General features: G+C 27.5%; 15 protein-coding genes and 1 pseudogene. 13 read left to right on the top strand and 3 right to left on the bottom strand.

Going from position 1 to position 23,349, the window contains the following annotated elements; genetic code table 11:
• The first annotated feature begins 2,018 nt into the window (after positions 1-2,018).
• The 13 genes from GII40_RS02360 to nuoN all read left to right on the top strand — a co-directional run bounded on the left by GII40_RS02360 (position 2,019) and on the right by nuoN (position 17,226).
• Entirely contained in the window at positions 2,019-2,420 is a 402-nt protein-coding gene (locus GII40_RS02360) for an NADH-quinone oxidoreductase subunit A (RefSeq protein ID WP_226813245.1), read from the top strand.
• A gap of 82 nt (positions 2,421-2,502) precedes the next feature.
• A complete protein-coding gene (locus tag GII40_RS02355) occupies positions 2,503-3,177 on the top strand; it encodes a NuoB/complex I 20 kDa subunit family protein (RefSeq protein WP_226813244.1) in 675 nt (224 codons plus the stop codon).
• A gap of 140 nt (positions 3,178-3,317) precedes the next feature.
• Positions 3,318-5,114, top strand: coding sequence for an NADH-quinone oxidoreductase subunit C/D (gene nuoC / locus GII40_RS02350; protein WP_226813243.1), 1,797 nt, complete (start codon positions 3,318-3,320; stop codon positions 5,112-5,114).
• A gap of 2 nt (positions 5,115-5,116) precedes the next feature.
• Positions 5,117-5,617 (top strand): NADH-quinone oxidoreductase subunit NuoE, encoded by a 501-nt coding sequence (gene nuoE, locus GII40_RS02345; protein ID WP_226813242.1) that lies wholly within the window; start codon positions 5,117-5,119, stop codon positions 5,615-5,617.
• The gene (gene nuoF, locus GII40_RS02340; protein ID WP_226813241.1) at positions 5,614-6,957 is read left to right on the top strand and encodes an NADH-quinone oxidoreductase subunit NuoF; all 1,344 of its coding nucleotides are present in this window, start codon (positions 5,614-5,616) and stop codon (positions 6,955-6,957) included. Before nuoE ends, nuoF begins: the two co-directional genes overlap by 4 nt.
• Positions 6,958-7,011: 54 nt before the next feature.
• Positions 7,012-9,747 carry an NADH-quinone oxidoreductase subunit NuoG gene (gene nuoG, locus GII40_RS02335; RefSeq protein WP_226813240.1) on the top strand — a complete coding sequence of 912 codons (2,736 nt, stop codon included), beginning with the start codon at positions 7,012-7,014 and terminating at the stop codon, positions 9,745-9,747.
• Between the two features lie 13 nt (positions 9,748-9,760).
• Positions 9,761-10,738, top strand: coding sequence for an NADH-quinone oxidoreductase subunit NuoH (nuoH, locus tag GII40_RS02330; RefSeq protein WP_226813239.1), 978 nt, complete (start codon positions 9,761-9,763; stop codon positions 10,736-10,738).
• Between the two features lie 15 nt (positions 10,739-10,753).
• The gene (nuoI, locus tag GII40_RS02325) at positions 10,754-11,296 is read left to right on the top strand and encodes an NADH-quinone oxidoreductase subunit NuoI (RefSeq protein WP_226813238.1); all 543 of its coding nucleotides are present in this window, start codon (positions 10,754-10,756) and stop codon (positions 11,294-11,296) included.
• A 123-nt stretch (positions 11,297-11,419) separates the two neighbouring features.
• A complete protein-coding gene (gene nuoJ, locus GII40_RS02320; protein WP_226813237.1) occupies positions 11,420-11,998 on the top strand; it encodes an NADH-quinone oxidoreductase subunit J in 579 nt (192 codons plus the stop codon).
• Positions 11,995-12,297: an NADH-quinone oxidoreductase subunit NuoK gene (gene nuoK / locus GII40_RS02315; RefSeq protein ID WP_226813236.1), complete on the top strand. Its 303-nt coding sequence runs from the start codon at positions 11,995-11,997 to the stop codon at positions 12,295-12,297. Before nuoJ ends, nuoK begins: the two co-directional genes overlap by 4 nt.
• Positions 12,294-14,144, top strand: a complete 1,851-nt coding sequence (gene nuoL, locus GII40_RS02310; RefSeq protein WP_226813235.1) for an NADH-quinone oxidoreductase subunit L — start codon at positions 12,294-12,296, stop codon at positions 14,142-14,144. Before nuoK ends, nuoL begins: the two co-directional genes overlap by 4 nt.
• An 88-nt stretch (positions 14,145-14,232) precedes the next feature.
• Entirely contained in the window at positions 14,233-15,714 is a 1,482-nt protein-coding gene (gene nuoM, locus GII40_RS02305; protein WP_226813234.1) for an NADH-quinone oxidoreductase subunit M, read from the top strand.
• Positions 15,715-15,762: 48 nt separating this feature from the next.
• Positions 15,763-17,226: an NADH-quinone oxidoreductase subunit NuoN gene (nuoN, locus tag GII40_RS02300; RefSeq protein WP_226813233.1), complete on the top strand. Its 1,464-nt coding sequence runs from the start codon at positions 15,763-15,765 to the stop codon at positions 17,224-17,226.
• Positions 17,227-17,779: 553 nt separating this feature from the next.
• Here nuoN and miaA read toward each other — a convergent pair.
• The 3 genes and pseudogenes from miaA to tsaE all read right to left on the bottom strand — a co-directional run bounded on the left by miaA (position 17,780) and on the right by tsaE (position 22,292).
• Positions 17,780-18,715: a tRNA (adenosine(37)-N6)-dimethylallyltransferase MiaA gene (gene miaA / locus GII40_RS02295; RefSeq protein WP_420885604.1), complete on the bottom strand. Its 936-nt coding sequence runs from the start codon at positions 18,713-18,715 to the stop codon at positions 17,780-17,782.
• 1,824 nt (positions 18,716-20,539) lie between these two features.
• Positions 20,540-21,214, bottom strand: a pseudogene (locus GII40_RS03155) (N-acetylmuramoyl-L-alanine amidase); the annotation flags it as partial.
• A 607-nt stretch (positions 21,215-21,821) separates the two neighbouring features.
• Positions 21,822-22,292 carry a tRNA (adenosine(37)-N6)-threonylcarbamoyltransferase complex ATPase subunit type 1 TsaE gene (gene tsaE / locus GII40_RS02285; protein ID WP_226813230.1) on the bottom strand — a complete coding sequence of 157 codons (471 nt, stop codon included), beginning with the start codon at positions 22,290-22,292 and terminating at the stop codon, positions 21,822-21,824.
• Positions 22,293-23,349 lie beyond the last annotated feature (1,057 nt).

Below are 23,349 nucleotides of genomic sequence, written 5' to 3'. Positions count from 1 at the left end.
TTTAAAAAATAAGCTAATTAATAAAAATAATATTAAGTACGTCTTTACTGTATAGTAAGGTAATTAAATGAATTGTATATATATTTATAATATTAACGACTATACTTAAAGTATGCTAAAATTTTTGTTGTTATATATTAAAAAAATCATTAAAAATATATGTTTAATACAATTATAAAATATTATTAAATTAGCCATTGTAATAGTAGATATTAAATTTTTTTATTTTGTAGAAATATATAAATTAATAAATAATAATATGTAATTATTCATAATAATGTATTACAATAATTTTTGATAAACGTATTTTATATTTTATTATGTAAAGAAAATAATATAAAATATTATTTTTTGCTTATTTACTTAAATTGTATTAGAAATACTATTCTTTATTACAGATAAAGAAACAATTATTTAAATTTTAAGACTTTTAAGTTAATTATTTATTTTATTAGTATATTTAGATATAAAATATAAACATACTAATTTTTTAAAAAATTAGATAATTAATGTTTTTATAAAAGATTATATATATTTTACTAATTTAGTAACATTAATTATTAATTTAATTTATATAATATACCACTGTAAACATATCAAGTAAATAACTATAATCTTAATATTTATTATTGGATATACTTTAATAGAATAAAAATGTTTTTTATTATTAAATATATTATATAAGCAATACTAAATAATATTTAATATAGATGATATACTTACATAGTAATAATTAATAATTTATATTATCAACAGTATCTTAAATAAGATTTAACATAGTTAATTAATAATATGTTAAATTTTTAAGAAATACTATATTCCTCATTAATATATTATTGTGCAATAAAGCTGTTCTTATAGATAGTCTATAACACTGTTATTATAATTTTAGCTATAATCTCATACATTGTATGGTAGTACCATGACTCATACTAATCATAGTCATCAGTAATTATAAACAAAAAATATATTGTTTTAACTTAATGTAGAATATAAATACTATAAAATAATAAGTGATAAAAATAATATTTATTTTTTATAAAAATATAATAAATAATATATCTACAAATAGATTTTAAATCTAAAATAGAAATATATTAAAATAATAATATTTATCTAGCAATGTCATTAAAAATTAAAATTTTTTAATAAATTTAGTAAGACTTATCTAATAATAAGTAATTAATGACGTACATATTAAGTAATAAATATTTTATTAGTGATTATTGAGATAATTAAATATAATAACATATAATTTTATTGAAATAATTCTATAAAATAATAATATTAATATTATTATATAGAATTTATCAAAATTTATATAAAAAAGAGTATTTAACTTAAAATATAATAAAAAATATTTTTTATATATCTACATTGAATAGCAATAAATTAATTTTATTAAAATAATGATTTTTGAATAACCATAATATCAATAAAAATGCTTTTATATCTTGCGTAAGATATACAATATTTTTTATTTTTTGTAAAATCTAAATAATTTTATTATTTTTCTTAATATATAATTTATTAAAATAAAAATTATGAATAATATAATATATCTAATATTGTATATTTTATAATGGGTATTCTTATTTAACTAAGTTATCTATTATCTTTATAATAATAGTATTATTGTATGCTAAAAATAATCTTATAAATAATTTTAAATCTATTAAAATTTTAGTAATAAATAATTATTAATTATAAATAAAAAATAAATATATAAAATATAATTAGTATAAATAAAATATAATATATCATACATATTATTAGTATTTTATTAACTAGTATTAGTAAATTTTATGTTAGTACAATAAAATATTATATTAAAAATATTTTTTTTCAATATAAAAGTATTGACAAAAAATAATAAATCTTTACTAAATATTTAATAATCATGTAATATATATAATAGTGTACATGTATTATGTTTCTTCCTTTTATATATATTATTATATTATGTATTAAAATATAATAAAATATATTATGTTATATATAAATAATTAAGATAAAATATGTTAAAAAACATTGAGGTTATTTCTCATTATTGGGCGTTTACTATATTTATTATGATTTCAATAGGTTTGCCTATATTAATGCTTTTTGGAACATATATATTAGGTGAAAAATCTTATACAAAAAATATTCCTTATGAGTCCGGTATTGATTCAGTAGGTTCAGCACGTCTACGTTTTTCTGTTAAGTTTTATTTGGTTGCTATGTTCTTTGTTATCTTTGATGTTGAAGCGTTATATTTATATGCTTGGTCTATCTCGATACGAGAAAATGGATGGGTTGGTTTTATTGAAGTTACTATTTTTATTATAATGTTGTTAATTAGTTTATTTTATCTAACTCGTATTGGTGGTCTGGATTGGACTCCAATAAAATCTAAACGCCTTAAAAAAAAGACATAATATACTAATAAAATATTATATCTTAGTTATTTAATAATTTTTATAAAATAATTATTCATAACAAAATATACAAGGGATAATCATGGATTATACATTGACTCGCGTGAACCCAGACAGCAAGAACGAATGTTATCCACTTAAGAAACAAGAAAAAGTTGTTGATCCTATGACACAACATGTTCACCGTAATATTTTTACAGGTAAACTAGAAAATATTTTACATAATATTATGAATTGGGGTCGTAAAAATTCTCTTTGGCCTTATAATTTTGGTCTATCTTGTTGTTATGTAGAAATGGTGACTGCATTTACTGCAGTGCATGATATTGCTCGTTTTGGCGCTGAAGTTTTGCGTGCTTCTCCTCGTCAAGCTGATTTTATGGTAATTGCAGGAACTTGTTTTATTAAAATGGCTCCGGTTATTCAGCGTTTATATGACCAAATGCTAGAACCAAAATGGGTTATTTCTATGGGAGCCTGTGCAAATTCAGGAGGTATGTACGATATCTATTCAGTTGTTCAAGGAGTTGATAAATTTATTCCTGTAGATGTGTATATTCCTGGTTGTCCACCGCGCCCAGAAGCCTATATACAAGCACTAATGTTATTGCAAGAATCTATTAGTAAAGAAAAACGTCCACTATCATGGATAGTTGGAGATCAAGGCGTTTATCGTGCTAATATGCCATCAGAAAAAGAACGTAAAAGAGCTGAGCGTATAGCAGTGACACATTTACGCTCACCAGATGAAATATAATTTATTTTAATAAACTTTAAAAACAATTAATTAAATTAAAATATATTATAACATTAGAGTTAACACAATTAGCAGTCTATAGTTTAGCTTGTTAGGTTACTATTTTTCTAGCAAGTAAAGTTAAGTATGGTAATAAAATTATGATAGATTCAACAACGCAAAAATTGTATTTGCCTGTTGGGCAAGTTTACAATCATCTTAATGATCCAGTAATCGATGAATTATATAATCTTTTTCATCCTAACACCCTGACCTTGCAATCTACACTAATTGGTATGCCAGTTGTTTGGATTCAACGAGAGCAATTACTAAAAGCCCTATCTTTTTTAAAGAAAATGCCACAACCATATGTTATGCTTTTTGATATACATGGTACAGATGAACGTCTGCGTACTTATCGTCAGGGATTGCCAGCAGCAGATTTTTCAGTTTTTTATCAAATGATTTCTATTGAACGTAATCGTGATATTATGCTAAAGGTAGCATTGTTTGAAAACAATTTATCTTTGCCTACTGTGACGACTATTTTCCCTAATGCTAATTGGTATGAACGTGAAATATGGGAAATGTTTGGTATTACTTTTGATGGTCATCCACATTTAACACGCATTATGATGCCACAGTCTTGGGAAGGACATCCTCTACGTAAAGATTATCTTGCACGTGCTACAGAGTTTAAACCTTTTGAGCTTACTAAAAAAAAACAAGATTTAGAAATGGAATCATTAATTTTTAAACCTAAAGATTGGGGAATGAAGAAAAGTACTGAACACGAAGATTTAATGTTTTTAAATCTCGGCCCTAATCACCCATCTTCTCATGGTGTATTCCGTATAATATTACAACTAAATGGTGAAGAAATAATAGATTGTGTACCTGATATTGGTTATCACCATCGAGGCGCAGAAAAGATGGGTGAACGTCAATCATGGCACAGTTATATCCCGTATACTGATCGTATTGAATATCTTGGTGGTTGTGTCAATGAAATGCCTTATATATTAGCCGTAGAAAAACTAGCTGGCATTGAAGTTCCAGAACGTGTTAAGGTTATTCGTGTTATGTTGTCTGAATTATTTCGTATTAATAGCCATCTACTATATATATCAACATTTATTCAAGATGTTGGTGCAATGACACCAGTATTTCTTGCTTTTACCGATCGCCAAAAAATATACGATATTATTGAGGCAATTACTGGATTCCGTATGCATCCAGCCTGGTTTCGTATTGGTGGCGTTGCTCATGATTTACCTCGTGGCTGGGAACATTTATTGCGTACTTTCCTAGATTGGATGCCTAAGCGTTTAGACTCTTATGTTAAATCTGCATTAAATAATTCTATTTTAAAAAGTCGTTCTATTGGCATTGCTGCATATAATTCACATGAGGCATTAGAATGGGGTGTTACGGGAGCTGGTTTACGTGCCACAGGTATAGAGTTTGATGTACGCAAATGGCGTCCGTACTCTGGTTATGAAAATTTTACTTTTGAAGTACCAGTTGCTCACAATGGTGACTGTTATGATCGTGTTATGATAAAGGTAGAAGAACTACGTCAAAGCTTAAATATTTTACAACAATGTTATAATAATATGCCTGAAGGTCCATTTAAATCTAACCACCCATTAACTACACCTCCTTTAAAAGAGCATACATTAGAACATATTGAAACTCTTATTACGCATTTTTTGCACGTATCATGGGGACCAATAATGCCTGCTAATGAATCTTTTCAGATGATTGAAGCCACTAAAGGGATCAATAGTTACTATTTAATTAGTGATAATAGTAGTATGAGTTATCGTACTCGTATTCGTACTCCAAGTTATGCTCACTTACAACAAATTCCAGCAGTAATTCGTGGCAGTTTAGTATCCGACTTGATCGTATATCTAGGCAGCATTGATTTTGTTATGTCAGATGTGGATCGTTAATTATGTTAGATCAATCTTTAGCTAAAAAAGATTTTTATGTACTTAGCAAAAATATTCGTAAAGCGATTGAACATGAAAAATATAAATACGAAGATCCTCGTGCTGCTTCAATTGAAGCATTAAAAATTATACAAAAAGAATATGGATGGGTTGCCGATAAGGCTCTTCATGCTATTGCTGAAATATTAAATGTTTCAGTAGCTGATCTCGAAAGTATAGCTACTTTTTATAGTCAAATATTCCGTGAGTCTGTTGGTCGGCATATTATTCGGTACTGTAATAGTGTAGTCTGTTATATAAATGGTTATCAAAATATTCAAGTAGCATTAGAACTTAAATTAAATATTAAACCCGGTCAAACAACATTAGATAATCGTTTTACTTTATTACCAGTATGCTGTTTAGGTAATTGCGATAAAGGTCCTACTATGATGATAGATAATAATACTTATGTGCATTTAACACCACAAAATGTCATTCAATTTTTGGAATATTATCCATGATAATTCCTTCAGCTTTATTTCCCTATCGCTCAGCAGAAAAACATCCGCTAACTTGGCGTTTAAGAGATGATAAGCAACCTATATGGTTAAATGAATATTGTAGTAAAAATGGTTATCAAGGTGCTAAAAAAGCATTAAAAAGCATGACACAAGATGAAGTTATTAAAATAATTAAAGATTCCGGTCTAAGAGGTCGAGGAGGAGCTGGTTTTCCTACTGGTATAAAATGGAACTTGATGTCACAAAACAAATCCATTAGTAACCGCTATTTAATATGTAATGCTGATGAAATGGAACCTGGTACTTATAAAGATAGATTACTAATGGAACAAATGCCTCATTTACTGATAGAAGGCATGTTAATAGCAGCGTTTGCTTTAAAAGCTTATCGTGGATACATCTTTCTGCGTGGTGAATATTTTGAAGCAGACATTAATCTTCGTAAAGCCATTACAGAAGCTAAAGTAGCATGTCTTTTAGGTAAAAATATTTTAAAATCAGAATTTAATTTTGAGATCTTTGTGCATACTGGTGCTGGTCGTTATATATGCGGTGAAGAAACAGCATTAATTAATTCACTAGAAGGTCGTCGTGCTAAACCTCGCTCTAAACCTCCTTTTCCTGCAATATCTGGGTTATGGGGTAAACCTACTTGTATTAATAACGTAGAAACCCTGTGTAATGTTCCAGCAATTGTTGAAAATGGTATAGATTGGTATAAAAATTTATCTATTTGTAGTAGTCAAGATACAGGTACCAAACTAATGGGTTTTTCTGGCCGTGTGAAAAATCCTGGTTTATGGGAACTACCTTTTGGGACTACAGCTCGTGAAATTCTTGAAAATTACGCCGGTGGTATGTCTGACGGTTTAACTCTTAAAGCTTGGCAGCCAGGTGGAGCAGGAACAGATTTTTTAATACCTGAACATCTAGATTTACCAATGGATTTTATTAGTATCGATCAAGCGGGTAGTCGATTAGGAACTGCACTAGCAATGGCTGTTGATAATAAGATAGGTATGGTTCCATTAGTGCGTAATTTAGAAGAATTTTTTTCTAAAGAATCATGTGGTTGGTGCACACCATGCCGAGAAGGTTTACCGTGGAGTGTTAAAATATTACGTGCACTTGAGTGCGGTGAAGGTCAACATGGTGATATTGAGACCCTTGAATATTTATGCCAGCATTTAGGTCCAGGAAAAACTTTTTGTGCACACGCACCTGGAGCTGTAGAACCATTACAAAGTGCTATAAAATATTTTCGTAAAGAGTTTGAAGCAGGCATTGTTACATCATACTACGGCAATATGAATATAATTCATAGTGTTCAAACTACCTAACTTGTTTAAATAGCACCTGTAATTTAAATATTTTAAAATATTGGAAATATGATAATGGCTACAATTTATGTAGACGGTCAAGAATATGTAGTTAACAAATCAGATAATTTATTACAGGCATGTCTATCACTTGGATTTGATATTCCTTATTTTTGTTGGCATCCTGCTTTAGGAAGTATAGGTGCTTGTCGTCAATGTGCGATTAAGCAATATCAAAATGCAGAAGACAAGCATGGTCGCTTAGTAATGTCATGTATGACTCCAGTACAGAGTGGTAGCTTTATTTCGATAAATGATGATGAGGCAAAACAATTCCGTAAAAGTGTTATTGAATTGATGATGATAAATCATCCACATGATTGTCCAGTATGTGAGGAAGGAGGTCATTGTCATTTACAAGATATGACAGTAATGGTGGGTCATAGTTTACGTCGTTATCGTTTTACTAAACGTACTTATTATAATCAGGAACTAGGTCCTTTTATTTCTCATGAAATGAACCGTTGTATTGCTTGTTATCGCTGCGTTCGTTACTACAAAGACTATGCTGATGGTAAAGATTTTGATGTATATGGCGCACATGATAATCTTTATTTTGGGCGCACGGAAAACGGTACTTTGGAAAATGAATTTGCTGGTAATCTTATAGAAATCTGTCCTACTGGAGTATTTACAGACAAAAATCACTCAGAACGTTATAACCGTAAATGGGATATGCAGTTTTCTCCTAGTATTTGCTCACACTGTAGTGTTGGCTGTAACATTAGTATTGGTGAGCGTTACGGTGAAATTCGTCGTATTGAAAATCGTTACAACGGTACTATCAACCATTATTTTTTATGTGATCTTGGTCGTTTTGGATATGGCTATATAAATTTAAAAAATAGACCACGTCAGCCACGACAACGTTTTGGAAATGATTGGATTTTTTTAAGTGCTGATCAAGCAATCCAAAATGTAGCAAATATTTTACGCGAAGCAAAGAAAACAATTGGTATTGGCTCTCCTCGTGCCAGTCTTGAAAGCAACTACGCACTGCGTGAATTAGTTGGTGCAAATAATTTTTATAGTGGAATTGAAGCTGGTGAATTAAGTCGTTTAAATTTAATACAGAATATTTTACGTAAAGGAGGTGTATATACTCCATCTTTACGTGAAATAGAAAGCTATGATGCAATATTGATTTTGGGAGAAGATGTCACTCAAACGGCAGCACGTATTGCTTTAGCATTACGTCAAGCAGTAAAAAGCAAAGCACGGGTTATAGCTGAAATCTATAACATAGCTTACTGGCACAGTGAAGCTATAGCTAATATCGGGCAGAAAGCTAAATATCCACTTTTTATTACTAGTATTGATGATACTCGTTTAGATGATATTGCTGCTATTAGTTATCATGCTCCTTTTGCTGATCAGGCTCGCTTAGGTTTTGCTATTGCACATGCTTTGGATAATAATGCTCCTTTAGTTAAAGATTTGTCTTATGAAGTACTAAAAATAGTTGATATAATAGTACAAGAATTGTCTATAGCAAAAAAAATACTAATTATAACAGGTAGTAATACCGGTTATACTTCATTAATTGAAGCAGCGGCTAATATCGAAAAAGCATTAAAAGTATGTAATAAAACAGTAGGTATAACTTTTATTGTTTCTGAAGCAAATAGTATGGGAGTAGCAATGATGAATGCACCTTCTATGGATGATGCTTTAAATCAACTAGAAGAAGGTATTGCTGATTCTGTTGTAGTCTTAGAAAATGATTTATATCGTCATGCGTTAGCTGTTCGTATAAATACAGCTCTCTCTAAAGTGCACAGTTTAATCGTAATTGATCATCAATGGACTAGTATTATGAACAAGGCTAATATTGTATTGTCTGCTGCAAGTTTTGCAGAAAGTGACGGCACACTAGTTAACCAGGAAGGACGAGCTCAACGTTTTTTTCAAGTTTATGATCCAGTATATTATGATGATCCTAAGAAAAAACCATCTTCTATTATGCTAGAAAGCTGGCGTTGGATGCATTTTATACACGCTGTATTAAAAAATCAACAAATTGATTGGACATGTTTAGATCATGTAATTATATCTCTTGTAAAATCTTATCCATATTTACAAGGCATTGTAGATGCCGCACCTAACTCAATGTTTCGTATTAAAGGTCAAAAACTAGCTCGTGCACCGCATCGCTACAGTGGACGTACTGCTATGCGAGCTAATATTAGCGTACATGAGCCACGTCAACCACAAGATAAGGATACTGCTTTTACATTTTCTATGGAAGGTTATTGTGGTGTATCAGAAAATAACCAGCATATTCCTTTTGCATGGGCACCAGGATGGAATTCTCCTCAGGCTTGGAATAAATTTCAGGACAAGATAGGTGGTCATCTGCGTTATGGAGATCCAGGTATACGTCTTATAGCTACAAATACAAGTTCATTAAATTATTTCACAGTTGTACCTCAACCTTATCGTAATATTGGTTGGATAGTTGTTCCTTATTATCATCTATTTGGCAGTGAAGAAATGAGTCAACGTTCACCAGTTATCCAAGCCCATATGCCAGAAGCATGTATTATAATAAATTTTGTTGATGCACTAAAACTTGGCATAAATAATGGTGCAATATTAGAACTTACTTTTGTAGGACAGCAATTAATATTACCGGTACGTTTAAGCAAAAATTTACAATTGGGTCAAATAGGATTACCTCTTGGATTACCAGGAATATCTCCAGTACTTAATGGAAGTACAATTCATAATATTAAAACAATAAAAACATAGAATGGATAACCCTATGACTTATTTGACACCAAATATGATAATTATTTTATTTGCAATATTAAAAGCAATTATAATTGCACTAGTAGTAATTACGTGTGGGGCACTCATGAGTTTTGTAGAACGTCGTTTGCTTGGTTTATTACAAAATCGTTATGGACCAAATAGGGTCGGTTGGGGAGGATCATTACAGATATTTGCGGATATGATTAAAATGTGTTTCAAAGAAGATTGGATTCCTCTTTTCTCTGATCGCTTAATTTTTATTTTAGCACCTATTATTGCTTTTTCATCTTTATTGTTAGTATTTTCTATTATATCTATTAGCCCAACGTGGATAATATCTGATCTAAATATTGGTATTCTATTCTTCTTAATGATGGCAGGTCTTACAGTATATGCTGTATTATTTGCGGGTTGGTCAAGTAATAATAAATACTCTTTATTAGGAGCAATTAGGGCATCTGCACAAACTTTAAGTTATGAAGTATTTCTTGGTCTTTCAGTAATGGGGGTAGTAGCACAAGCTGACTCCTTTAATATTAAAATAATTATTCAATCACAAGTTCATTTATGGAATATTATTCCGCAATTTTTTGGTTTTTTAACATTTATAATTGCAGGTATTGCGGTCTGTCATCGTCATCCATTTGATCAACCAGAATCTGAACAAGAACTCGCAGATGGTTATCATATTGAATATTCTGGCATGAAATTTGGTCTTTTCTTTTTAGGGGAATATATAGGAGTTATTACTATCTCAGCATTGATTGTAACACTATTTTTTGGAGGTTGGTATGGTCCTTTTTTATCACCAATTACTTGGTTTATAATTAAAACTGTGTTGTTTGTCATTCTGTTTATTCTTGTTCGTGCTTCACTACCACGCCCTCGTTATGACCAAGTAATGTCATTTGGTTGGAAAATTTGTTTACCATTAACATTATTAAATCTCTTGGCAACGTCTGCCATTATTTTATATAACTCTAAATAACAGGGGGATGTAACCATGACATTTAAAGAATTAATTAGTGGTTTCGGTACCCAAATACGTAGTCTATGGCTTATTGGTATGCATATATTTTCTAAACGAGAAACTCAATTATATCCTGAAAAACCAGTATATATTCCACCTCGTTATCGTGGTCGTATTGTATTAACACGTGATCCAGATGGCCAAGAACGTTGCGTAGCTTGCAATCTTTGTGCAGTTGCTTGTCCTGTTGGTTGTATTTCTTTGCAAAAAACAGAAGATAAGGATGGCAGATGGTATCCAGAGTTTTTCCGTATTAACTTTTCTCGCTGTATATTCTGTGGTTTATGTGAAGAAGCATGCCCAACAACAGCCATTCAGCTTACTCCAGACTTTGAAATGAGTGAATTTAAACGTCAGGACTTAGTATATGAAAAAGAAGATTTGTTAATTTCAGGACCAGGTAAATATCATGAATATAATTTTTATCGAATAACTGGTATGGCTGTTAATGGTAAAAATAAAGGCGAGGCTAAAAATGAAGCGAAACCAATTGATGTTAAAAACATTCTATCTTAATATTTTATTATAAAATAGATATGATAAAATAAGATAAAATTTAATTTTTACAGATTTGAAAAAATATTTTTATATTCCTAACAAAAATAAATGATTAATATAGAGATAAACTAGGAATCAAACATGGAATTTATATTCTATATAGCAGCTCTAATAGCTGTAGCAGCAACATTTTGCGTAATATTGCATACTAATGCAATTCACGCCTTACTTTATCTCATTACATCTTTTTTAGCGGTAGCTATGGTATTCTTTTCTTTAGGTGCCTATTTTGCTGGAGTATTTGAAATTATCATATACGCTGGCGCTATTATGGTTTTATTTGTTTTTGTTGTTATGATGTTAAACTTAGGAAAAACTTCAATAAAGCAAGAATATATATGGTTAAAATTTTCTCTATGTATCTGGCCTAGTATTTTATCTTTTATTCTATTAATATTATTAATTTATGTCATGATTAGTTTAAAGGATCAAAGTATTAGCGGTGATATCATTGATATAAAAGCAGTTGGTATTTCGCTATTTGATTCATATATTTTAGCAGTTGAGCTAATGTCTGTATTATTATTGGCTGGTTTAGTTGTAGCATTTCATATTGGGCATGTATACAAAAGAGAATTTTTTTATAAATCTATAGAAGGATATACTAATAAATCTCCAGTAATTACTGTTAAACATGCTAAAGCAGAGGATTCAATATGATTTTATTACAACATTGTTTAATCCTAGCAGCAATCTTATTTATATTAGGATTAACTGGTCTATTAATTAGACGCAATTTATTATTTATGTTGATTAGTTCAGAAATTATGATCAACGCAGCTTCCTTAGCATTTGTAGCAGCTGGAAGCTATTGGAAGCAAGTAGATGGTCAAATTATGTATATTTTTGCTATTAGTGTAGCAGCTGTAGATGCTAGCATTGGATTAGCTCTATTATTACAATTACATCGTTGTCGTAATACTATAGATATCGATACTATTAGTGAGATGCGTGGATGAACTTACTCTACTTAACAATAATGTTACCATTGACGGGGTTTTTATTTTTAGCGTTTTCACGTGGCCGTTGGTCAGAAAAAATATCAGCTATAATAGGTATAAATTCTGTAGGCTTAGCTGCTTTAGTAGTTATTTATGTTGGTTTTGATTTTTTTAATAACACATCTATAAGTACACGTATTTTTTATCAACATTTATGGAATTGGATTACTATAGACAGTATGAGTATTCCAATTACCTTAATGATTGATCAATTATCTTTTAGTATGATATCTATAGTGATAGGAGTTGGTTTTTTTATACATATATTTGCCTCTTGGTATATGTTAGGTCAAGAAGGTTATTCGCGTTTTTTTGCTTATACAAATTTATTTATTGCAAGTATGTTAGTTCTAGTTTTAGCTAATAATTTATTATTGATGTATCTTGGTTGGGAGGGAGTGGGATTATGTAGCTATTTATTAATTGGGTTTTACTATGCCAATCCAATTAACGGTGCTGCTGCAATGAAAGCTTTTATTATTACACGTATTGGAGATGTATGTCTAGCTATTGGTTTATTTTTAATTTATAAAGAACTAGGCACTTTAAATATACATGAACTTATAACATTGGCACCGCAAAAACTAGAAGTTGGTTCTGCAACCATTATATGGTCAACCGTTATGCTGCTAATCGGAGCAATTAGTAAATCTGCACAGATTCCATTGCACACTTGGTTGGCTGATGCTATGGCTGGTCCCACCCCTGTATCCGCACTAATACATGCCGCAACTATGGTTACTGCTGGTGTATATTTAATTACACGTATGCATGGTCTATTTGCAATGTCTCCAGTAATATTGCATTTAGTAGGTATTATTGGTGTAACTACTTTAGTTGTAGCTGGTTTTGCAGCTTTAGTACAAACAAATATTAAACGAGTATTAGCTTATTCTACTATGAGCCAAATTGGCTATATGTTTTTAGCATTAAGCGTACAGGCATGGAATGCAGCAATTTTTCATTTAATGACACATGCATGTTTTAAAGGGCTATTATTTTTATCTTCTGGTTCGGTTATTCTATGCTGTAATCATGAACAGAATATTTTTAAAATGGGCGGATTACGTAAATCTTTACCTTTCATATATGTTTGCTTTCTTGTAGGTGGAGCTTCGCTATCAGCGTTACCCATTTGTACTGCTGGTTTTTATAGTAAAGATGCAATTCTATGGAAAGTAATGGTTTCTGGAGATATTAATCTGATAACTATTAGTTTATTTGGTGCTTTACTAACGTCACTATATATTTTTCGGATGATTTTTATAGTTTTTCATGGTAAAGAATATACTACTATACATATACGCAAACTAGGTATGGCTCATAATTTACCGCTAATTGTACTACTAGTATTATCTACTTTCATTGGTTCTTTACTTATACAACCATTAATTAATATATTACCAGAGACTCATAATAGTAATATAGGAAAAATAAATTTAGAAATTATCTCTGGTATTTTTGCTATTATTGGCATATTACTAGCTGCTGCATTATGGCTAAGTAAATGTAAATTCTTGAATAGCGTAATACACGATATTACAAGTAAATGGCTATTAAATTTGTTATTCCATGCTGGGGGATTTGATTGGATATATAACATAATATTTATTAAGCCTTTTAAAATTAGTGCTTACTTATTACAGCATGATCCATTAAACTATTTAACAAACTTATTAGTTATGTTTACAGGTTGGGGTAATAAATTTTTTGCATTTAGTGAAAATGGTCAATTACGTTGGTATATAGCGTCTATAAGTTTAGGGACAACAATAATATTGTCCTTATTGTTATTAATTAAATAATTATAAAGATATAATAATTGCATGATAGTACAATAGCTATATTAACCATAAGTTTTACAATATTCAACTTTAAGGAATATAAAACACCATGTTACTACCTTGGCTAATTCTTCTTCCACTTATAGGTGGTGTTTTAAGTTGGCAAAGTGAACGATTTAGTGTTAAAGCTCCACGCTGGATTGCATTGATTATAATGTTTACAACATTTATTTTATCTATACAATTATGGTTGCATAATTATTATTTTTTTACTCAAGTTAATCATATTCCACGGTGGCAATCAGAATTTTCTTTGCAATGGATTCCACGGTTCGGTATTGCATGTCATCTTGCATTAGATGGTTTATCATTACTAATGATATCCTTAACAGGATTGCTAGGTGTGTTAGCTATATTATGTTCATGGAATGAAATACAAAAATATCAAGGTTTTTTTCATTTAAACTTACTTTGGACTTTAGGAGGTGTTACTGGTGTTTTCTTAGCTATTGATCTTTTTTTATTTTTTTTCTTTTGGGAAATGATGCTAGTACCGATGTATTTCTTAATTGCTCTTTGGGGACATAAGGCGTCTGACGGAAAAACTCGTATTAGTGCAGCAAATAAATTTTTTATTTATACGCAATCTAGTGGTTTATTCATGCTTATTGCGATTATAGGATTAGTATTAATACACTACAATACAACATTAATATGGACTTTTAACTATGAAGATTTATTGTATACACCAATGAGTTATAATACTCAATATTTACTCATGTTAGGATTTTTTACTGCTTTTGCAGTAAAAATGCCGATAGTTCCATTGCATGGTTGGTTGCCAGATGCACATAGTCAAGCACCAACTGCTGGATCTGTTGATTTGTCTGGTATTTTATTAAAAACTGCAGCTTATGGTTTACTGCGTTTTAATTTGCCTTTATTTCCTGAAGCATCACATAATTTTGCACCAATCGCCATGTGGTTAGGAGTAATAGGTATTTTCTATGGTGCATGGATAGCCTTTGCTCAAACTGATATTAAACGTCTAATTGCATATACTTCTATTTCCCATATGGGATTTGTATTAATTGCTATATATTCTGGTAATCATCTAGCATATCAGGGAGCTATTATTCAGATGCTTGCTCATGGTTTATCTGCTGCTGGTATGTTTATTATCTGTGGTCAGTTATATGAACGTCTGCATACGCGTGATATGAATTTGATGGGTGGCTTATGGCGAAAAATAAAATATCTTCCTGCTTTCTCGCTATTTTTTGCTATAGCTACTTTAAGTATGCCTGGTACTGGTAATTTTATCGGTGAATTTATGATTTTATTAGGTAGTTTTCAGGTAACTCCAGTAATTGCAATAATTTCAACCTTTGGTTTAGTATTTGCATCTATTTATTCTTTAAGCATGATGCAACGTGTTTACTATGGTAAGTTAAAATTTAATAAACCTTTAGCTGGTATGAACGTACGCGAGTTTTCAATTATTATGCTATTAGTAATTTTACTTATTTTTCTAGGTATGTATCCTCAGCCCATTATAGATACATCTAAGGCAATAATAAGGTATCTGTAATATTAGTATCTTGATATTACAAGATAATCATAAGGTTATAATTTCTCAATGAGAACAACTATTCAATATTTAATAGCTTTATTACCACCGTTAATTGTCGGATTAACAGTAATTATCGTAATGTTAAGTATTGCATGGCGACGTAACAACTTAGTACATGCAATAATTACATTTATTGGCTTAATAATAGCATTGTTTTCGCTGTATTTTGTAAGTCAAGTTATTTCTATAACAAATGATTCATTAAGAGTTACTCCATTATTTATTATTGATAATTTTTCCATATTTTATATCGCCTTAGTATTGTTATCTAGTCTAGCTACTAGTACTTTTGCATATCTTTGGCTTAAAGGCTATCGAGATAATCGCGATGAATTTTATTTACTGCTTATAATAGCTACGCTAGGTGGTATTGTTCTAGCTTGTGCTAATCATTTAGCAGCTCTGTTTATAGGTATAGAGCTTATGTCTTTGCCTTTGTTTGGTTTAATTGGTTACACCTGTCAACAGAAACATTCTTTAGAAGCTGCTTTAAAATATACTATTCTATCAGCGGTTATTTCATCTTTTATATTATTTGGTATGGCACTACTTTATACTGAATTTGGTAATTTATCTTTTTTTGATTTAGGTAAAAGAATAAATGATGTTAAAATGCTACATGAACCTTTATTATTAGCAGGATTAGGATTTATATTAGTTGGTTTTGGTTTTAAGCTTTCTTTGTTTCCATTTCAATTATGGACTCCAGATGTTTATCAAGGATCTTCAGCGCCTGTATTAACATTTTTAATGACTGCTAGTAAAATATCTATTTTTTCAGCTCTTATGCGCTTTTTTATATCTATTCCTATTGTTAATAGTGATACAATACGTCTTGTGCTTAGCATTGTTGCTTTTTGCTCAATAATATTTGGCAGTTTGATGGCAATTAGTCAAAATAATATTAAACGTTTATTTGGTTACTCTTCTATAGTTCATTTAGGTTATTTATTAGTAACTTTAATTGCCTTGCAAAATAAGCAGATTTCTGTTGAAGCTGTAGGTGTATATCTAGTGGGATATTTATTAGCAAGTATCACTTCTTGTGGTATAGTTAGTTTAATGTCTAGTCCGTATAGGGGTCCCGATGCAGAATCACTGTTTTCATATCGTGGTCTTTTTTGGCATAGACCTATTTTATCTGCATTAATGACGGTATCTATGTTATCTTTAGCTGGTATTCCTATGTTGTTAGGTTTTATTGGTAAGTTTTATATTATATTTATCAGCGTAAATTCACATTTATGGTGGTTAACTGGTGCTGTTATTATAGGTAGCGCAATAGGATTGTACTATTACCTTAGAATTTCTGTTAGTATGTATCTACATGCACCCGAAATACTAGTGCGTGATACACCAAATAACTGGGAATTAACTGCTGGTGGTATTGTAGTGCTAATTTCTGGAATACTATTAGTTATATTAGGTATTTTCCCACAACCATTAATTTCTTTAGTACAAATGATATAGTTGATTATATCATATAATTAGATAATTTTTATAAGTAAAGTATTTTTTACAAAAATTTATGTTATTACTTTGATGTACATTAGCAATAAATATTAAGTTATTAATTGTTACAATAATGATATTAATAAGTTATGATTTATCATAAATATTATTTTTGTTCAATAAGTGTTCATTATACTATAAAATAAGATTAATTATTTTAATATATATTTACATATATATTATTAATATTTTTTAATAATTATTATGAATAATTTAGTTAAATTATTAAAATTTTATAAAAACTTTCTATATTTAGAGCAATCTTTAAGTTATTAATAATATAACATATCTTTTTATATAATATAATAAATAATATTACTTATATTTATTATATTATTAAAATATAGTAATTTAATGATATTAAATTTATAAATACTATTTAATCTCTTTTTTATTGTGGTATTAACTTATATACTTTTGCTATCAAAATATGAATTATTAGTATAACATATTATATGTATACTCAATTTTAAATAAAGAAATCATTTATTTTATTAATTATTACAATTATCTAGCAGATTTGTTCTATTTTTTTCAAAATTTGTGTAGTTCTATCACTATCTATCCATTGAATATCATTCCAATTACGTAACCAAGTCATCTGACGTTTAGCCAATTGACGCGTTGCACAAATTGCACGATATACCATTTCATTATGATCTATTTTGCCTTCTATATATGACCACATTTGACGATAACCTATGCAACGCATGGAAGGTAAATTTATATGTAAATCATTACGTTCAAATAAAAGTCTTACTTCATTTTCAAAACCAGAAGTTATCATTTTATTAAAACGTAAAGTAATACGTTCATATAATTGTTGACGTTTTTCAGTGGTAATCGCAAATTGATGTACATTATAAGGTAATGTCTTATCGGAATGTTTAGTAAGTTCTGTAAAAGTTTTTCCAGAAATTAGAAATACCTCTAACGCTCTATTAAGTCGTTGTATATCATTTTGATGAATTTTAGAAGCAGCCTCTGGATCTATATTTTTTAACTTACTATGTAGTATATTAGAACCATATTTATGTATCCAGGTATTTATTTGAGACCTAATTTGTAAGTTAGCAGTAGGTAATAATGATATTCCTTCTAGTAATACTTTAAAATATAACATTGTTCCACCAACAAGTAATGGTATTTTTCCTTTTAAAGTAATTTCAGCCATTGCACGTAATGCATCTGAGCGAAAAGTAGCTGCAGAATAACTTTCTTTGGGATCACAAATATTAATTAATCTTAATGGTATTTTTGTTAATTCATCTGTAGTAGGTTTAGCAGTACCAATATCCATTCCACGATATATTATAGCTGAATCAACGCTTATTAATTCAACAGGAAACAGACAATAAAGATACATAGCTAAAGCAGTTTTTCCTGATGCTGTAGGTCCCATAATAAAAATAGCAGGATGCTTGTCAGTTGTATTAATATTATTTATCATAAATAATTTTCTTAAGTTTTTTATGTATATCTGGTAATTAATAATGATTGATTTTGTATTTATAAGATATAAAAACTATATGATAACATTTATAATAATATAAAAATATAGTTCTAATTATTATTTAATAATAATCATTAAGTACTAATTACTATAGGTAATTGAATACTCAGTAAATTTTTGATAAATAATTAATAAAAGAGAAATAATATAAGTACATATATTATATTCTTATAATCAAGACTATCAAATAGCAAATATTAGGTTTAATAGATTTTAATAATAAAATAATATTATTATTTATTTTTGATAACCATCTTACTTGAATAAGTATAAAGTATTATGGATAATAATATTGATTGTATTTAAAAATATAAAAATGTATTTCATAAATAATATGTAAGTACAATTTTTAATTAATATATTTTTATATATATGATTATTAATCACTATTTAATTGTGTTTTTAGAAGTAAAAATATTTTTATATTTTATATATAAATGTTATCACGCAATATGATCTATTTAAATATGTTACATGATATAGTAATAAAAAATAAATTAAGTATATATATAAACATACTGTGTGAAATATATCATTTTGTTTATTTCAATCAAATAATATTTAGATGCATTAGTTATATTTGACGAATAATTAAATATATAAAATATTAATAATTATATTAACAAATAATAGTATATTTCATTATTTATCAAATATTTTATCACATAAATTATACATTTATGCTATTTTAAAATAAAAATAATATATTATACTTAATAAGTACATAATCATTAAATATACTAATAATATATAAATTACTAATTTTTTAAAAAATAAGTTTTATTTTAATGCATATTAAATAAAATTTTTATACACTAATATATAAATTTATATTCTTTAATATCTTTTAAAAATATGTTATTTTTTATTAGTATACTGAGATAAATAGTTTACTATATTAATATACCTTGAACAAGGTTGTAGTAAGTATATACAATCAAGAAACATAATACTAATTATTATAAAATAAATTTAAAATATTTTATTATAATTGTTCAATTAGATGAATATTTTAAATATTATTTTTATATCTAATATTCTTTGCATAAAAAATACTGATTTTATTAAGTAATATGCTAAAATATAATTTTAAATTTATCATTAATTGTATATTATTAAGTATTTTTTAACGATATTGTATATTTTATATAAACATATATACTAAAATAATTGTATTTATAATAAAACATTAATAAAAAAGATATTATTAATATCTTAGTCATTATATTTATTTTTTAGTTAAAATACGCTACTTCTTATTATTTTAAGATAAATATTAATATTATGAATCTTAATTATTTATTTATTGTAAATAGTAATTATTGAATCATATAGATATTTTAATTATCTGATAATTTTTTAATGTTCTATCTTTTAAATAAAGATAATTAATTAATTTGATATTGAAATATTATATATTAATATAATCACTAAAATATATACTATTTTATGAATTATCTTATTTTATCATTTGTATGGTATAAATAGTAAATTTTTGATATACAATAGATGGTAGTATATAATAATATATTACATATATATTAATTATTATAATAATACTGTTGTATTATTTTAGTTGTTTTAAAAAACGTTTATCTTTGTATATTATATATTTTATATTTTATTAATCAATTATCTTAATAATACTAATAAAATAATATTTAGTGCTATTATAATTAATAGCTAAATAAGATTATTAAAAAATACTAATATTTAATTTTAATCATTTATTTTACAGTTATTTGATTATAGATGCATGATAAAATAATTGCGTACTCCCTTATAAATAGCTTTAGCAATTTTTTCTTGATACGCGGCATCACCTAATAAATGCTCTTCTCCTTTATTACTAATAAAACCAGTTTCTATTAATAGTGAAGGAATATCAGGAGAACTAAGAACACCTAAACTAGCGTATTCAGGTCTTAATTTATGTATATGGCCAATGGTTTGCATTTGACGAATAACTTGAACTGCTACGCCAGATCCTACATGCTGTGCATGATCAAACTGTAAGTCTAAAATAGCTTGACTAAAATATTTATCATGCTGATTGTTAGCTAAAACATTACTGACGCCACCTAATAATTCAGATTGTTTTTCATGTTTTTCTAACCAGTTTGACATTTCATTGTTTGCACGTCTTTTTGATAACAACCATATTGAAGATCCTGCAGCACTATGGTTTGGTGCTGCATCTGAATGTATGGAAATCAGTAGGTTAGCTTGTTGTTTCCGAGCTTGATTAGAGCGTCCTATAACTGATATAAAATAATCTCCATTACGGGTGAGTACAGGATGAAATATCTGGTCATTATCCATGATTTTTTGTAGTTTCTTAGCAATTGCTAATGTAACGTTTTTTTCACATAAACCATGACTTCCAATTGCACCAGGATCTTGTCCACCATGTCCAGCATCAATAGCTACTATAATTTTATTATTTTTATTATATTGTGCTCTTTGATAATTAGACACTGGCGTAACTATTATTTTCTTTTTTTTGATTATTCTTGAGTTAAGTTTATGAATATGTTTTATTATTTTAATTTTATTATGTGCTTTAATAATATTATGTTTCCAATTACATCTAATAGAAACAATTGATTTATTCAATAAGGGTTTTTTTAGTATTATTACTGATACATATTTTTTTAATGTTAATACTACTAATCTTCTATGATGAGATATACTCATGTTGATTTTATGCGTTACATCAAAAATAATCTGAATACTATGTGTTTTAGGTCTAGTACTAGTATGAATACATCTTAATATATTATTATCGTTAAATTTTATTGGCAATTTTGTTTTTATTTTTGTATTGCTTATAATATTAATTAATACTCTATGTAAGTTAGGTTGCAAAAAATAGGTATAAGTTGGTTGTCTATTAAAAATTAAGATAATCTGTGCTTTATGTTTTTTATTTAAAACTTTAATATTTATAAGCTGTGTTGCATATACTACATTAGATAAAAAGAAACAAACTATTACCAAGAACTTTACTGTATAGATGGATATTGACATATATACATAACTACCATGGTTTTTTTTGAAATTGTGTTACAAGTAAATTGCCATGCTGTGTCAGCGCCTCAATACTAACTTCACGTCCTTTTTGTTTATAATAAAAATAGAGACTTATATCGGCTTCAGGTAAGAATCCTAATCCTTTTTCTGGCCATTCTATTAAACAAATAGCATTCTTATTACAATAATCTCGGATTCCTATACATTCTAGTTCTGCAGCATTAGATAAACGATAAAGATCAAGATGATAAATATTCATTAGAGCAATATTATAAGATTCGACTATATTATAAGTAGGGCTTTTAATATGACCTCTATATCCTAATTTTTGCAAAAAACCTCGACTAAAAGTAGTCTTTCCTGAACCTAAATCACCATATAAATAAATAATAATAGCATTATTACAGATATTTGCTAATGAATGACTTAATGAGATTGTTGCCGTGTCATCCGGCAGAAAAAGTATAATCTTTTTCATAATCATAATTACTTACCGGTTATTTATAAAAATGTTATGTATAAATAATATTGATGAAATCAATATTTTATATTTATAGATATCAACATAATATTTACTAATAACATACTACATCGCATTATTTTAATGATCTTTGTAGTGTTTTAAAAAATATAAAATTACTTATAGAGATATTATAAATCTTTAATTTTATATGCAAGTATACTAATTTTATTTAAAAAGATCCTTAGTAATATTATTTATAGTTCTATTTAGATAAAAATCTTTGTCAAAAGATAACTTATTATTACTTTTATTACAATAATATTGTTTGTGTATATATTAATTTATATATAATACGTAGTATTATATTCTTTTAGAATATAATTCAAGTTAATATTAATAATAGAAAAATAATTTCTTTTTTTTAAATGTTATGATTAAGAAATATATATTTATATATAATATAAAAATTTAACTATATTACACATTACTATAATAGTATAAATATTTTTAATAGATTATATATAATAAATTTTATTGTATATAGAATATATATTTTTGATAACCATCAACATATTAACTATAATAATCAAAATATTAATACAAAGTAAAATAATATTTAACAAAAAATTTAGTATTTTATAAAAATTATATACGCTCTTAATTAATAAAATATTAATATATTATGATATCTTGTATATAATAAGTATTTTATTAGTTAGTAAATAATAATTAATATTAACAAGAGAGTAATTTATTATTATATAATAATAAATTAGTACTTGACCTATAATAAAAATTTTTTATATAAAATACTTTATTTTATTTACAGTGCTGTAATAAAATTTATGTAAAAATAATTGTCATATAATATTATACTTATAATTTTCATTACGCTTTATATGCTTTCTATCAAAACTATTATCATTAAAATAAAACATAGGATCAATAAATTACTGATATAATTTAATATATACTATTAAATAGATTAGGATGAAAATCATTTATTTACTATATATATTCTTCTTATATATTATATAGATATATCTTAACGTTAAAAAAATAATAGTAAATT

Origin of the sequence: Candidatus Profftia lariciata, from assembly GCF_020541265.1 — a bacterium.
Classification (GTDB): domain Bacteria; phylum Pseudomonadota; class Gammaproteobacteria; order Enterobacterales; family Enterobacteriaceae; genus Profftia; species Profftia lariciata.
The sequence above is the reverse complement of the archived record's forward strand: the minus strand, read 5'-3'. Positions and strand labels throughout refer to the sequence as shown.

Excerpts from the sequence above, each read along its gene's own strand:
- nuoL (WP_226813235.1), top strand. The coding sequence starts at position 12,294 with ATGAACTTACTCTACTTAACAATAATGTTACCATTGACGGGGTTTTTA.
- nuoE (WP_226813242.1), top strand. The coding sequence starts at position 5,117 with ATGTTAGATCAATCTTTAGCTAAAAAAGATTTTTATGTACTTAGCAAA.
- GII40_RS02360 (WP_226813245.1), top strand. The coding sequence starts at position 2,019 with ATGTTAAAAAACATTGAGGTTATTTCTCATTATTGGGCGTTTACTATA.
- tsaE (WP_226813230.1), bottom strand. The coding sequence starts at position 22,292 with ATGAAAAAGATTATACTTTTTCTGCCGGATGACACGGCAACAATCTCA.
- nuoI (WP_226813238.1), top strand. The coding sequence starts at position 10,754 with ATGACATTTAAAGAATTAATTAGTGGTTTCGGTACCCAAATACGTAGT.
- nuoG (WP_226813240.1), top strand. The coding sequence starts at position 7,012 with ATGGCTACAATTTATGTAGACGGTCAAGAATATGTAGTTAACAAATCA.
- GII40_RS02355 (WP_226813244.1), top strand. The coding sequence starts at position 2,503 with ATGGATTATACATTGACTCGCGTGAACCCAGACAGCAAGAACGAATGT.
- nuoM (WP_226813234.1), top strand. The coding sequence starts at position 14,233 with ATGTTACTACCTTGGCTAATTCTTCTTCCACTTATAGGTGGTGTTTTA.
- nuoC (WP_226813243.1), top strand. The coding sequence starts at position 3,318 with ATGATAGATTCAACAACGCAAAAATTGTATTTGCCTGTTGGGCAAGTT.
- nuoF (WP_226813241.1), top strand. The coding sequence starts at position 5,614 with ATGATAATTCCTTCAGCTTTATTTCCCTATCGCTCAGCAGAAAAACAT.
- nuoH (WP_226813239.1), top strand. The coding sequence starts at position 9,761 with ATGACTTATTTGACACCAAATATGATAATTATTTTATTTGCAATATTA.
- nuoK (WP_226813236.1), top strand. The coding sequence starts at position 11,995 with ATGATTTTATTACAACATTGTTTAATCCTAGCAGCAATCTTATTTATA.
- nuoN (WP_226813233.1), top strand. The coding sequence starts at position 15,763 with ATGAGAACAACTATTCAATATTTAATAGCTTTATTACCACCGTTAATT.
- nuoJ (WP_226813237.1), top strand. The coding sequence starts at position 11,420 with ATGGAATTTATATTCTATATAGCAGCTCTAATAGCTGTAGCAGCAACA.